The sequence below is a fragment of the Aeromonas sobria genome (genome assembly GCF_050266975.1).
Lineage (GTDB): Bacteria > Pseudomonadota > Gammaproteobacteria > Enterobacterales > Aeromonadaceae > Aeromonas > Aeromonas sobria_B.
In genome coordinates, this window is record NZ_JBKISU010000007.1 from 135,488 (window position 1) to 148,036 (window position 12,549).

At 64.8% G+C, this 12,549-nt stretch carries 10 protein-coding genes; 7 read left to right on the plus strand and 3 right to left on the minus strand.

The window, feature by feature from the left end:
- Window positions 1-56 precede the first annotated feature (56 nt).
- From ACLHZ1_RS06080 to ACLHZ1_RS06100, 5 genes are all read left to right on the plus strand, one after another.
- Window positions 57-1,478 carry a sigma-54 dependent transcriptional regulator gene (locus ACLHZ1_RS06080; RefSeq protein WP_408796598.1) on the plus strand — a complete coding sequence of 474 codons (1,422 nt, stop codon included), beginning with the start codon at window positions 57-59 and terminating at the stop codon, window positions 1,476-1,478.
- Window positions 1,479-1,585: 107 nt separating this feature from the next.
- Window positions 1,586-2,620, plus strand: coding sequence for a sensor histidine kinase (locus ACLHZ1_RS06085; RefSeq protein ID WP_427261364.1), 1,035 nt, complete (start codon window positions 1,586-1,588; stop codon window positions 2,618-2,620).
- The gene (locus ACLHZ1_RS06090; RefSeq protein ID WP_427261365.1) at window positions 2,617-3,999 is read left to right on the plus strand and encodes a sigma-54-dependent transcriptional regulator; all 1,383 of its coding nucleotides are present in this window, start codon (window positions 2,617-2,619) and stop codon (window positions 3,997-3,999) included. The genes ACLHZ1_RS06085 and ACLHZ1_RS06090 overlap by 4 nt, the downstream gene beginning before the upstream one ends.
- A gap of 98 nt (window positions 4,000-4,097) precedes the next feature.
- Window positions 4,098-4,859 (plus strand): Nif3-like dinuclear metal center hexameric protein, encoded by a 762-nt coding sequence (locus ACLHZ1_RS06095; protein ID WP_427261366.1) that lies wholly within the window; start codon window positions 4,098-4,100, stop codon window positions 4,857-4,859.
- Window positions 4,860-5,156: 297 nt separating this feature from the next.
- The gene (locus ACLHZ1_RS06100) at window positions 5,157-5,504 is read left to right on the plus strand and encodes an Hpt domain-containing protein (protein ID WP_041996242.1); all 348 of its coding nucleotides are present in this window, start codon (window positions 5,157-5,159) and stop codon (window positions 5,502-5,504) included.
- 313 nt (window positions 5,505-5,817) lie between these two features.
- Here ACLHZ1_RS06100 and ACLHZ1_RS06105 read toward each other — a convergent pair whose 3' ends face one another.
- Complete coding sequence (locus ACLHZ1_RS06105; protein WP_427261367.1) at window positions 5,818-6,726, minus strand: gluconeogenesis factor YvcK family protein; 909 nt, start codon at window positions 6,724-6,726, stop codon at window positions 5,818-5,820.
- 215 nt (window positions 6,727-6,941) lie between these two features.
- Between ACLHZ1_RS06105 and ACLHZ1_RS06110 the strand changes: the two genes are divergently transcribed.
- Complete coding sequence (locus tag ACLHZ1_RS06110) at window positions 6,942-8,135, plus strand: FIST signal transduction protein (RefSeq protein ID WP_427261376.1); 1,194 nt, start codon at window positions 6,942-6,944, stop codon at window positions 8,133-8,135.
- Window positions 8,125-10,212 carry an ATP-binding protein gene (locus tag ACLHZ1_RS06115; RefSeq protein ID WP_427261368.1) on the plus strand — a complete coding sequence of 696 codons (2,088 nt, stop codon included), beginning with the start codon at window positions 8,125-8,127 and terminating at the stop codon, window positions 10,210-10,212. Before ACLHZ1_RS06110 ends, ACLHZ1_RS06115 begins: the two co-directional genes overlap by 11 nt.
- A 1,045-nt stretch (window positions 10,213-11,257) precedes the next feature.
- On the opposite strand, the gene ACLHZ1_RS06120 is transcribed toward ACLHZ1_RS06115, so the two are convergent.
- Together ACLHZ1_RS06120 and ACLHZ1_RS06125 are read right to left on the minus strand one after the other, a co-directional pair.
- Window positions 11,258-11,833, minus strand: coding sequence for an LON peptidase substrate-binding domain-containing protein (locus ACLHZ1_RS06120; RefSeq protein WP_427261369.1), 576 nt, complete (start codon window positions 11,831-11,833; stop codon window positions 11,258-11,260).
- A 102-nt stretch (window positions 11,834-11,935) separates the two neighbouring features.
- Window positions 11,936-12,549, minus strand: a 614-nt coding sequence (locus tag ACLHZ1_RS06125) for an IS3 family transposase (protein WP_427261370.1), incomplete at its 5' end; no start/stop codon positions are given.

Consider the following 12,549-nt stretch of genomic DNA (forward strand, 5'->3'; position numbering starts at 1 on the left):
TCCCCTGGCAGGGCATGGACGGGTATAACAAAAACACATGGTCGAGAGGGAAAGTTATGATGGCAATGGGTGTGCTGATAGTGGATTCGGATGTCGCCAGACGCCAGCAGCTGGGCACAGTGCTCTCCTTCATGGGGCTGCCCTGGCAGGAGGTGGCACCCGCGGATCTGGACATGGCCATCGAGGCGTCGAGCCCCCTGCAAGGGGTGCTGATAGGCGAGCTGGCGGATCGTCCCCTGAGCACGCTGCTCGAGCAGTATCCTCGCACCCCCTTCGTCTCCCTGATCGAGACCGAGCTGCCCAACAGCAACTTCATCGGCGTGGCCGAGGCGCCCTTCTCCTACGAATCCCTGACTCGGCACCTGCACTTCTGCCAGGCGTTCGTCTCCCTGCATCCCAGACAGCAGACCCATGACAAGGGGCAGACGCTGCTGCGCCTGCTGGTGGGCAAGGGCAAGGGGATCCAGGAGGTGCGCCGCCTCATCGGCCAGGTGGCCCAGACGGATGCCAACGTGCTGATCCTCGGCGAGTCCGGCACCGGCAAGGAGGTGGTGGCCCGCGCCATCCATGAACTCTCCGGCCGTGCCGACGGCCCCTTCGTGCCCATCAACTGCGGCGCCATCCCGGCCGAGCTGCTCGAGAGCGAGCTGTTTGGCCACGAGAAGGGGGCCTTCACCGGCGCCATCGCGGCGCGGCGCGGTCGCTTCGAGCTGGCCCAGGGCGGCACCCTCTTCCTCGACGAGATAGGGGACATGCCGATGCCGATGCAGGTCAAGCTGCTGCGGGTACTGCAGGAGCGGCTGTTCGACAGGGTCGGTGGCGGCAAGCCGATCCAGGCGGATGTGCGCATCATAGCGGCCACCCACCGGGATCTGGAGGCCATGATCCGCACCCAGGAGTTTCGCGAGGATCTCTACTATCGCCTCAACGTCTTCCCCATAGAGACGCCGCCGCTGCGGGATCGGGTCGATGACATCCCGCTGCTGCTGCAAGAGCTGCTCAATCGCCACTCGGAGCAGCACCAGGGCTTCATTCGCCTGACCCAGCGCGCCATGGAATCCCTGATGCAGTACCCCTGGCCCGGCAACGTGCGCGAGCTCTCCAACCTGCTCGAGCGCCTGCTGATCCTCTATCCCCAGCAGATAGTGGATGTCGCCGATCTGCCGAGCCGCTACCGCCTGCTGCCCTGCGAACCGCGGGATGCGCGCCTGACCGAGATGGATGAGCGCGATGCCCTGGCCGCCGTGTTCCAGGATCCGCCGGAGCTGGTGACCGGCGCATCGGGGGGCAACCTGATGCAGCTTCCCCAGGAGGGGGTCAATCTCAAGGAGATGCTGGCCGACCTCGAGGTGGAGCTGATCCGCCAGGCCCTGGAGTCCCAGGAGGGGGTGGTGGCCCGGGCTGCCGATCTGCTCGGCATGCGTCGCACAACCCTGGTGGAGAAGATGAAAAAATATGGCATGAGCAAGGAGGCCTAGGGTCAATCCCTTGACGCCACGTTTTTAACTTCATGATTTATATCAGATAAATCAAATGGCATAGAACTTGAATAACCTGATCGCATTCTTTGTTTGAGGTCAGGTTTATGACGAGCCAGCAGCAAGACAACCCGGTCCAGTCCCACGAAGTCAGTCAGCTCTATGCCATCTTCACGGCATTGCCGACCGGGGTGCTCCTGCTCGATGGTCAGGGGATCATCACCCGGGCGAATCCCGCCGCCCATGCCCTGCTCGGCGAGCCCCTGGAGGGGATGAGCTGGCGCGCCATCATCGGCCGCTGCTTCGAGCCACGGGCCGACGATGGTCACGAGATCTCCCTGCGAGATGGCCGCCGGGTGCAGCTCTCGACCCAGCCGCTGCCGGATCAGCCCGGCCAGCTGGTGTTTCTCACCGACCTCACCGAGACCCGTCGTCTGCAAGACAGGGTCAACCACATGAAGCGCCTCTCGGCCCTTGGCAACATGGCGGCCTCCCTGGCCCACCAGATCCGCACCCCCCTGTCGGCGGCCATGCTCTATGGCGCCAACCTGGCCAACCGCACCCTGAAACCCGAGTCCCGCATCCTGTTCCAGCAGAAGCTGATGGCCAGGCTGCAGGATCTGGAGAAGCAGATAGGCGATATCTTGCTGTTTGCCCGCAGCGGCGAGAGCCAGGTGGTGGCCCCCCTCTCGGTCCAGGGGCTGCTGGCCGAGGTGCAGGCCGGCGCCGAGGCCTTCTGCGAACAACAGGGTTGCCGCCTGCACATGGAGGCGCCCGAGCCGGATCTCTGCCTGCTGGCCAACAGCAGCGCCCTGGCGGGTGCCATCAACAACCTGATCGCCAACGGTGCCCAGGCGGGCGCCGACTCCCTCATGGTCAGCGCGGTGCGCTGCGACAACCGGGTCGAGCTGAGGGTGATAGACAACGGCAAGGGCATGAGCCATCAGCAGCTGGCCCAGATCTTCGAGCCCTTCTTCACCACCCGCAGCCAGGGCACCGGCCTTGGGCTGGCGGTGGTGCAGTCCGTGGTGCGCGCCCACCAGGGGGAGGTCAGCGTGGCCTCCGTCCCCGGTGACGGCAGTTGCTTCACCCTCTCGTTTCCCTTGCATCAACAGCCGCTGCAACTTGGAGGTGTCGCATGACCCAGGCCCGTATCCTGGTGGTGGAAGACGATGCCGGTCTGCGCGAGGCGCTGATCGATACCCTGATGCTCGGGGGTTACCAGTGCCGCGAGGCCGAGAGCGGCGAGCGGGCCCTGCTCGCCCTGTCGCGCCAGCCCTTCGACATGGTGATCTCCGACATCCAGATGGGGGGCATGGATGGCCTGACCCTGCTGGGCAACATCCGCCAGGCCTACCCCCAGATCCCCGTGTTGCTGATGACGGCCCATGCCAACATAGATGGCGCCGTGCGCGCCATGCGGGAAGGGGCCATCGACTATCTGGCCAAGCCCTTCTCCCCCGAGGTGCTGCTCAATCAGGTGAGCCGCTATGTGCCGGCGCAGCGGGTGGAGAAGCGGGCCGTGGTCTATGGAGATCCCCGCAGCGCCGAACTGTTCCAGCTGGCGACCCGGGTCGCCCGCAGCGAGGCCACCGTGATGGTGACCGGACCGAGTGGTACCGGCAAGGAGGTGCTGGCCCGCTATATCCATGACAACTCCCCCCGCAGCGAGCAGGCCTTCGTGGCCATCAACTGCGCCGCCATCCCGGAAAACATGCTGGAGGCGACCCTGTTCGGCTACGAGAAGGGGGCCTTCACCGGCGCCGTTCAGGGCTGTCCTGGCAAGTTCGAGCAGGCCCAGGGGGGCACGCTGCTGCTCGATGAGGTCACCGAGATGGATCTCTCCTTGCAGGCCAAGCTGCTGCGGGTGCTGCAGGAGAAAGAGGTGGAGCGGCTTGGCAGCCGCAAGATGATCCCCCTGGACGTGCGGGTCATCGCCACCAGCAACCGGGATCTGCACAAGGCGGTGCAGGAGGGGCGTTTTCGCGAGGATCTCTACTACCGGCTCAACGTCTTCCCCCTGCGCTGGCGTGCCCTGCGCGAGCGCCCCGGCGACATCCTGCCCCTGGCCGAGCACCTGCTGGCGCTCCATGCCCAGCAGCAGGGCATGCCGACCCCCAGGCTGTCAGCCCAGGCGGCGGCCCGCTTGCTGGCACACCCCTGGCCCGGCAACGTGCGCGAACTGGACAACGTGGTGCAGCGGGCCCTGATCCTCTCCACCGAGGGGGAGATAGGCGCCGCCCAGCTGATCCTGGAGCCTGGCGCCGAGGAGGCCTTCTCGGCCCTGGCGGGGGAGCCAGGGGAGGGGCCGCAGGGCGTCGCAGCCGAACCCGAGCGCCCCTTGTGCGGCGATCGGCTCGGCAGCGAGCTCAAGCAGCAGGAGCACCAGATCATCCTGGATACCCTCCATGACTGCAACGGCAGTCGCAAGGCGGTGGCCGAGCGTCTTGGCATCAGCCCGCGCACCCTGCGCTACAAGTTGGCACAGATGCGCGAGGCCGGGATCCCGCTGCCCGTCTGAGTCGTCGCCCCTCCTCGCGCCCGCCGCCATGGCCTTGGTCGGCGGGCTCGATTATCATGGCCCTTTGTCATCGCGCCCATGAGGGCACAGAGGGGCCTATGATCCGCCGCCAAAAACTCACCAATCTGCTCAATACGCTGCTCGAACCCCACGCCATCAAGGACTACTGTCCCAATGGCCTGCAGGTCGAGGGCCGCGACGAGATCCGCAAGATAGTCACAGGGGTCACCGCCAGCCAGGCGCTGCTCGACGCCGCCGTGGCCCAGGGGGCCGACGCCATCCTGGTGCACCATGGTTACTTCTGGAAGGGGGAATCCGAGGTGATCACCGGCATGAAGCAGCGCCGCCTGAAGACCCTGCTCAGCCACGACATCAACCTGTTTGCCTATCACCTCCCCCTGGATGTTCACCCCGAACTGGGCAACAACGCCCAGCTCGCCCGCCTGCTGGACATCCAGGTGCGCCGCGGCCTGGAGCCCTGGGACAAGAAGAGCGTCGCCATGGTCGGCAAGCTGGCCGAGCCCATGAGCGGGGAGGCCCTGGCGGCCAGGATAGGGGAGCGGCTGGGACGCACGCCGCTGCACTGTGGCGAGAGCGGCCCTGCCCTCATCGAGACAGTGGCCTGGTGTACCGGGGGTGGCCAGAGCTATATCACCCTGGCTGCCGAGCAGGGCATAGATGCCTTCATCTCGGGGGAGGCCTCGGAGCAGACCATACACACGGCCCGCGAGATGGGGATGCACTTCTTCGCCGCCGGTCATCATGCGACCGAACGCTACGGGGTCAAGGCGTTGGGGGAGTGGCTGGCCGCCGAGCACGGACTCGAGGTCATCTTCGTCGACATCGACAATCCGGTCTAAAAAAATACCAGGGTAGATATCTACCCTGGTTCTTCGCAGCAGCCATACAGGCAAAAAGGGATGAGGTGTTGTCGAGCCGCGCTCTGTCTCATGGCCTGCATTGTTGCTTGGTTGTTAATTTTGTTGCAACCCCTTTGTCGCGGCTCCGGCGAGGCCTGGGGGTGATAAGTGCGCGATTGTAGAGCCCGATCACACTTTTGCCATCCCGTGCGCGTCGCCCTCTTGGGGACGATTTGACTCCCTTGTTCGCCGATAGCGATGTATGTTCTATTTGGGTACCACATTGCAGGAGGCAAGATGACACTGTTGGACGAGGCGGTTCTGGCCCAGTTGGCCGAAGACATTGGCGAAGAGATGATGCCCGTGGTGATCGAGGTATTCATCGAGGAGGTGGGGGAGCAATTGGCCCAGCTGCCACCCCTGTTCGAACAGGCCCAGTGGCACTCCCTGGGGCGGCTCGCCCACAGCCTCAAATCCTCCTGCGCCAGCTATGGCGCCCGCCAGAGTCTGCAACAGGTGATCGCCCTGGAGCAGGCCTGCAAGCGCCAGGATAGCGCCGAGAGCGGCCTGCTCATCGGCCAGTTGCAGCAATCCCTGCCCCAGGTTTTCACCCAGTTGCACGACTACTGCCGTCCCCCGGCCTGAGCCGGCATCGCCACCCAACACCTTGTTTGGGCTTGCCTGTGGCGACGGCACAAGTCGTCAGGGATGGCTTCGCCAGGGGATCATCTGGTTCGGGCTTGCCTGTGGCGATGGCACATAGTCATCAGTGATGGCGGCGCCAGGGGATCACCTGGTTTTGGGCCGTCTGTGGTGGTGACACGCCGTGATCAGTGATGGCTGCGCCAGGGGAGCACCTGGTTCGGGCTTGCCTGTGGCGATGGCACATAGTCGTCAGTGATGGCGGCGCCAGGGGATCACCTGGTTTTGGGCCGCCTGTGGTGGTGACACGCCGTGATCAGTGATGGCTGCGCCAATGGATGGCCTTGTCCAGGGCCGCCTTCAGCCTGGCCCTGTCGTGGCGATGGGGCAGGGCGGTTTCCCCCAGATCGGCCGTCATCAGCAGGCCATCGAGCGCCGCCGGGTAGTGGCCCTCGGGGCCTATGATGGCGTCGATGCGGCCGCGGCCAATCTGCTGCTCCAGCCAGCGCCACTGGGTCATCAGATCCATCTGGCCGGCGGGACCCGGCTCGGCCACCAGATTGGTGATGAACACCAGGCGAGCCCGGCTCTGGCCGATGGCCTGGGCGATCTCCTCCAGCAGCAGGGGGGGCATGATGGAGGTGAGGAAGCTGCCCGGGCCCAGGATGATCATCTCGGCCTCGGCAATGGCCTGCACCGCCTCCCGGGTCGCCGTGACCCTGGGACTGAGGGAGAGGGAGAGGGGCGGGCTCTCCAGCTGGTCGATGGAGACCTCCCCCAGGATCCGGTTGCCGCAGGCGGTGCTGGCACAGAGGTCGGTGGGGAACTCGGACATGGGGAGCAGCTGGGTCTCTATCTTCAGCATGTTGCTGATGAGGCGAATGGCGTCGAGGGGACGCACCGACAGGTTGTCCAGCGCCAGCAGGATCAGGTTGCCGAGGTTGTGCCCGGCCAGTTCGCCCCGGCCGGCGAAGCGGTGTTCGAACAGCATGCTGCCGATGCTGGGTTCGGTCACCAGCTGGTTGAGGCAGTTGCGCATATCTCCCCAGGCGATGCAGGCCTGGCTCTGGCGCAGTCGGCCGGTGGAGCCGCCATCGTCCGTGGTGGTCACTATGCCGGTGAGGCGGGCACCCAGGAAGGAGAGGGAGGAGAGCACCCGCCCCAGGCCATGGCCGCCGCCGATGGCCACCACCCGTTGGAAGTCATTGATATTTTTCTGCCACATAAGTGTCCCCGTGCAGGCTCATGATGGGCCTCATGTTGTTGTTCTCCCTGACACAATCCATAAGGATGCGCGGGATTTTTTGCAAAGGGTATGACTTTTGCTTGGTTGCTGCACCTGATTTTCTTGCCCAGGGCGGGGAAGGCGTGGACTCGTCACAGTCTGGCGGGCTCCCCGATATCATGACCGCCTCATCGACCAATGAGACTCAACAGGAGATAGCAGTGAACTTTCTGACGGCTCACTCCCTCGCAGCCAGCTCGGCCCTCGCCTGCCGCGAGGTGTGCGAGCGCCTCGAGGACCTGGCTCCCGCGGCCCTGCCATCCCTGCTGATCGTCTACTTTACCCAGGCCCACGATGCCGGCGTCCTGCGTCAGGCCTTGACCGGGCGCTATCCCCATGCCCGCCTCATCGGTTGCAGCTCCTGCCACGGGGTGCAGACCCAGGCCGGTTATCACAGCGCCCAGGGCTGGGGGCTGGCGGTGGCGGCCCTGTTCGATGAGAAGGGGTGCTACGGGGTGGCCGGGGGGCTGGGGGAGGCGGTCGACATGCGGGCCCTGCTGCACGGCGCCATGGCCGAGGCGGGGCGCCCCGGCGAGCTGCCGGCCATGGTGCTGCTGCACGCGAGCCCGGGCCGGGAGGAGGGGCTGCTCGCGGCCATCGAGGACGAGTTCGGTTGCCGGGTGCCCGTGGTGGGGGGATCGGCTGCAGATGACGCCATCCGTGGCGACTGGCAACTCTGCTGGCAGGGGGGGGAGGGGCGAGAGGGGGTGGTGCTGGCCCTGCTCTATCCCGACTGCGAGCTGGCGTTTCAGTTCCACTCCGGCTATCTGGCCACCGCCCATCATGGCCTGGTGACCGCGTGCGACGGGCGCGAGGTGCTGACCATAGATGGCGAGCCGGCCGCCTGGGTCTATGCCAGCTGGCGCGGCCTGGCCCCCTTTCCGGTGGGGCCCATCCTGGCCCAGAGCACCCTGGCCCCCCTGGCGCGCCAGCGGGGCACCCTGGACGGGGTGCCCTATTACAAGCTCTCCCATCCCGAGGCCGTCACGGCCCGGGGCGGCCTGCGGCTCTTCACCGCCATCGAACCGGGGGAGCGGTTGATATTGATGCATGGCAGCGCCGAGGGGCTGCTGGCCCGCAGCCTGGCGGCGCACATAGAGCCCGGCTACGGTGGCTGCGGCGCCGTGCGTCCCCTGGGGGCCCTGCTCATCTTCTGCGCCGGATCCAGGCTCGCCCTGGGGGAGCGGATCCAGGAGGTTGGCAGCCTGCTCGAGGCGCAGCTGGGGGCCATCCCCTTCATCACCCCCTTCACCTTCGGCGAGCAGGGGCGGCTGCCCCATGGGGAGCTGGCCCATGGCAACCTCATGGTCTCCGCCGTGGTGCTGCTGGGAGGCGTCGATGCATCCTGAGACGGGCAGTGACAGCAAGGCGCTGGAGGCACTGAACGACAAGCTGCAAGCCACCCTGGTGGAGCTGGTTCATTGCCGTGCCCGGGAGGCCCAGTACCGTCAGGAGTCCCAGACCCTGCTGGCCGGCCTCGGCGCCCTGGCCGATGCCCGCACCTTGGAGCAGGTGCTGCTGAGCCTGATCCGTAGCCTGCAGCCCTTCATCGGCTTCGAGCAGGCGGATGTCCTGAGCTGGGAGGCGGGGGCCGGCGTCACCCATTTGAGCACAGAACCAGCCGAGTGCGGCCAGGGCTGGCGGCACTCCCCCCTCTTCGCCCGCGCCCTGGCGGGGGAGACCCTGGTCGTCTATGACCCGGCCCAGCTGCCCGAATTCGCCGGGCTGGCGGGCAAGCCGGGCTGGGCCAGCCTGATGCTGACCGGCCTGCATGCCCCGGGCTTTACCGGCATACTGCTCTGCCGCCACTCGGTCAGGGGCGGGCTGGATCTGCAGAGCAAGGCGGCGCTGGCCCGCTGCCAGCCCCTCATCTCCCAGGCCCTGGTCAACATCGCCTATCGGGCCCGGCTCCAGCAGCAGGTGGCGCTCAAGACCCGGGAGCTGCAGGCGAGCGAGCGCCGGTTTCGCCGCTTTGCCGCCATGGCCTCGGACTGGTTCTGGGAAACCGATGGCGAGCACAGGCTCAGTTATGTCTCTGCCCCCGGCTATGAGGGAGGCGTCATGACCATGGAGACGGGTCGCAGCCTCTACGAGGTAACCCATGAGCGGGAAGGGGAGCAGTGGGAGAAGTACCGCCGCCTGGTGGAGGGGCGCCAAGCCATCCGCGCCGAGCGGGTGCGCATCAATGCCGGGGGCCTGGTGCGCTGGATGGAGGTGAACGCCGAGCCCCTGTTCGACAGGCAGGGCCATTTTTGCGGTTACAGCGGCACGGCGCGCGACATAGGGCGCCAGATAAGGCGCGAGCAGGAGCTGGCCAAGGCGCGGGATCAGGCCGAGGCCGCCAACCGGGCCAAGTCCCAGTTCCTGGCCATGATGACCCACGAGATCCGCTCCCCCATGAACGCCGTGATGGGCATGCTGGATCTGCTGCAGCACGAGGGGATGGCCCCGGCCCAGCAGACCCTGCTGGATCATGCCGCCCACTCGGCCCGGCTGCTGCAGACCATCATAGATGACGTGCTCGACTTCTCGAAGATAGAGGCCCACAGCCTGGCGCTGCACTGCGAGCGATTCGCGCTCCACCCCCTCAGCCAGGCCATCATGGAACCCTGGCAGGATCAGGCCAGGGAGAAGGGGCTCACCTTGACCTGCGAGCTGGATGAGGCGCTGCCCGAGGCCCTGTTCGCCGATCCAGTGCGCCTGTCCCAGATCATCAACAACCTGCTCGGCAATGCCCTCAAGTTCACCGAGCAGGGGGGCGTGGTGCTCAAGATGGGCTGGCGGGATGAGTGCCTGCAGATCGAGGTGCAGGACACGGGCATCGGCATCGCCGAGGCGGATCAGGCCCGGCTGTTTGAGCCCTTCACCCAGGTCGACAGCTCGGCCACTCGCCACCGCGCCGGCACCGGCCTTGGCCTGAGCATCAGCAAGCGGCTGGTCGCCCTGATGGGGGGCGAGCTTTGTCTCACCAGCCGGCTCGGTGCCGGCAGCCGCTTCTGGTTCTCCCTGCCCGGTCTGGGCCTGCCCTGCGAGAGCGAGGCGAGGGCGGCCCCGCCCAGCAACGCCTTGCGGCCCCTGGACGTGCTGGTGGTGGAAGACAGCCCCATCAATCAGCTGGTGGTCTCCCTCATGCTGCAAAAGCTGGTGAGCCGGGTGCGGATCGCCGGCAATGGCCTGGAGGCGCTGGCCCAGGTGGCGGAGCTGGCGCCGGATCTCATCCTGATGGACATGCGGATGCCGCAGATGGATGGGCTGGAGGCGACCCGCTTGCTGCGCGAGCTCGGTTACCGCATGCCCATAGTGGCGCTGACCGCCAATGCCATGGCCGAGGACAGGGCCTGCTGTCTGGCCACAGGCATGACGGATTTTCTGGCCAAGCCCATCAGCCTCGCCCGGCTGCGCGACTGCCTGCAACGGCACTGTTGAATGTCATGGCGTCGTCATGGTGAGGGGGCAGAGTGGACGGGGATGGGACGCGTGGGTGAATGGCAGGCAAAAAAAATGGTCAACTGGGTAGTTGACCAATTCTTCAGCAAATACTGAAGAGAGCACGGGATAAATCGGGTTGTATAAAGCTATATGAAAAATACGTGCCAACTTTTCTATGCCGAGCCATGGGCAGCGATAGCAGGCTCCAGCTGAACATTCACTGTGGGCACCCTGTCGGTGCCTGAATGAAAAATTTGCAAATTGCGAATGCGCCCTTTTCATTATGAGATTTTTCGCATTTTGCAAATGGTCTCGTCGGACGCCTTCTCCCCCTCTGCCAGCTCTTCTTGTCGGCGCTTAATCCAGCCGGCAGTGTTCCCTGCGGTCTGGCTTCTACCGCCCCTCAGCGGGCAATCAAGCGGCGGAGGGAATTGCTCCCGGCGGTCTGGCTTCTATCGCCCTTCAGTGAGCGGCCAAACGACGGAGGGAGTGTTCCCGGCGGTCTGGCTTCTATCGCCCTTCAGTGAGCGGCCAAACGACGGAGGGAGTGTTCCCGGTGGCCTCGCTTCTATCGTCCCTCAGCGGGCAATCAAGCGGCGGAGGGAAATGCTCCCGGCGGCCTCGCTGCTATCGTCCGTCAGCGGGCAATCAAGCGGCGGAGGGAAATGCTCTCCCGGTGGCCTCGCTTCTATCGTCCGTCAGCGGGCGATCAAGCGACGGAGGGAAATGCTCCAGACGGCCTGGCCCTTGTTCTGTCAATGCGCTTCCCGTCAGCGCGCGATCAAGCGGCGGAGGGAAATGCTCCAGACGGCCTGGCCCTTGTTCTGTCAGTGCGCTTCCCGTCAGCGGGCGATCAAGCGGCGGAGGGAAATGCTCCAGACGGCCTGGCCCTTGTTCTGTCGGTGAGCTTCCCGTCAGCGGGCGATCAAGCGGCGGAGGGAAATGCTCTCCCGGTGGCCTCGCTTCTATCGTCCCTCAGCGGGCGATCAAGGGGCGGAGGGAAATGCTCCCGGTGGCCTCGCTGATAGCGTCCGTCAGCCCCTCAGCGGGCAATCAAACGGCGAAGGAACTGCCTGGCGGCCTCGCTGTTCTGCTTGGCGATCAGCATCTGCTTCTCGTAGATGGGCATGGGCAGTATCTCCAGCCAGCGCTGGCACAGCCAGGTGGCGTCCTCGAACTGCTTGTCCGGGTAGAGCTCATCGAGCTCCGGATATTGCTCGAATACCTCTCGCAGCCGGTCGGCCAGCAGATCGTCGCTGAAATCGCTGTGAATGCTGGGCCAGTTGGGCAGGGGTTCCACCTCGGCGCGGCACAGGCCAAGGGCGTCTGTGGTCATGCTGTGGATGCAGAAGCGATCCAGCCCGAGCACAGTGACCCCCAGCAGGCCGTCATTGAGGGTGTAGAAGTCGGTCACCTTGACCCGGGTGCCGACCGGGAGTATGCGCCCGGCGGTGCCTGTCGAGGTCGCCTCTTCCATCACTATGCCAAAGCCTCGCTCTTGTTCGAAGGACTCCTTGAGCATCTGCAGGTGGCGCGGCTCGAACAGTCGCAGTGGCAGCTTGCCGCCCGGCAGTATGTGGGACGGCAAAGGGAACAGTGCCAGTTGGGTGTTTTTCATGTTCCGCCCTCCATTGAGTCATTGCGAAATATGACAATGCAGTGACTGTGCCAGAGCATGAAAAAAGCCACCTTGTGAAGTGAACCCCATTTATTGGACACATTAGTTGGCGGATGACATGGCCTGAGTTCGGTACTGTACCGGGCTCAGGCCGTTTAGTTTTGCTTTGATCCGCTCGTGGTTGTAGTAGTGGATGTATTCATCCACCGCACGCTTCAACTGCTCTGTATCTTCGTACTCTTCGTTGAACCAGCATTCGCTCTTCAGCAGCCCAAAGAAGTTCTCTACCACCGCATTGTCCAGGCAGTTCCCTTTGCGTGACATGCTTTGCTTCACCTCCCTTGACGATAATCGCGTCTGATAGCTCGCCATCTGATATTGCCAGCCTTGATCCGAGTGCAGCACCGGCGCATCTCCTGGTTGTAATCTTGCCAGGGCCTCATCCAGCATCTTGTCCACCAACTGCATCCTCTGGTGCGTTGCCATCTGCCAGGCGATGATCTCGCTGTTATAGAGGTCCAGCACCGGCGACAGGTACAGCTTCTGCCCTTTGAGATTGAACTCCGTCACATCGGTGACCCATTTCTGGTTCGGGGCATCGGCGTGAAAATCACGCTGCAAGAGGTTCGGGGCGATATGGCCGTACGTCCCCTTGTACGACCGATATTTCTTGCGGCGCAGGTTAGAGGCAAGGTCCTGTTTTCGCATGAGTTTAC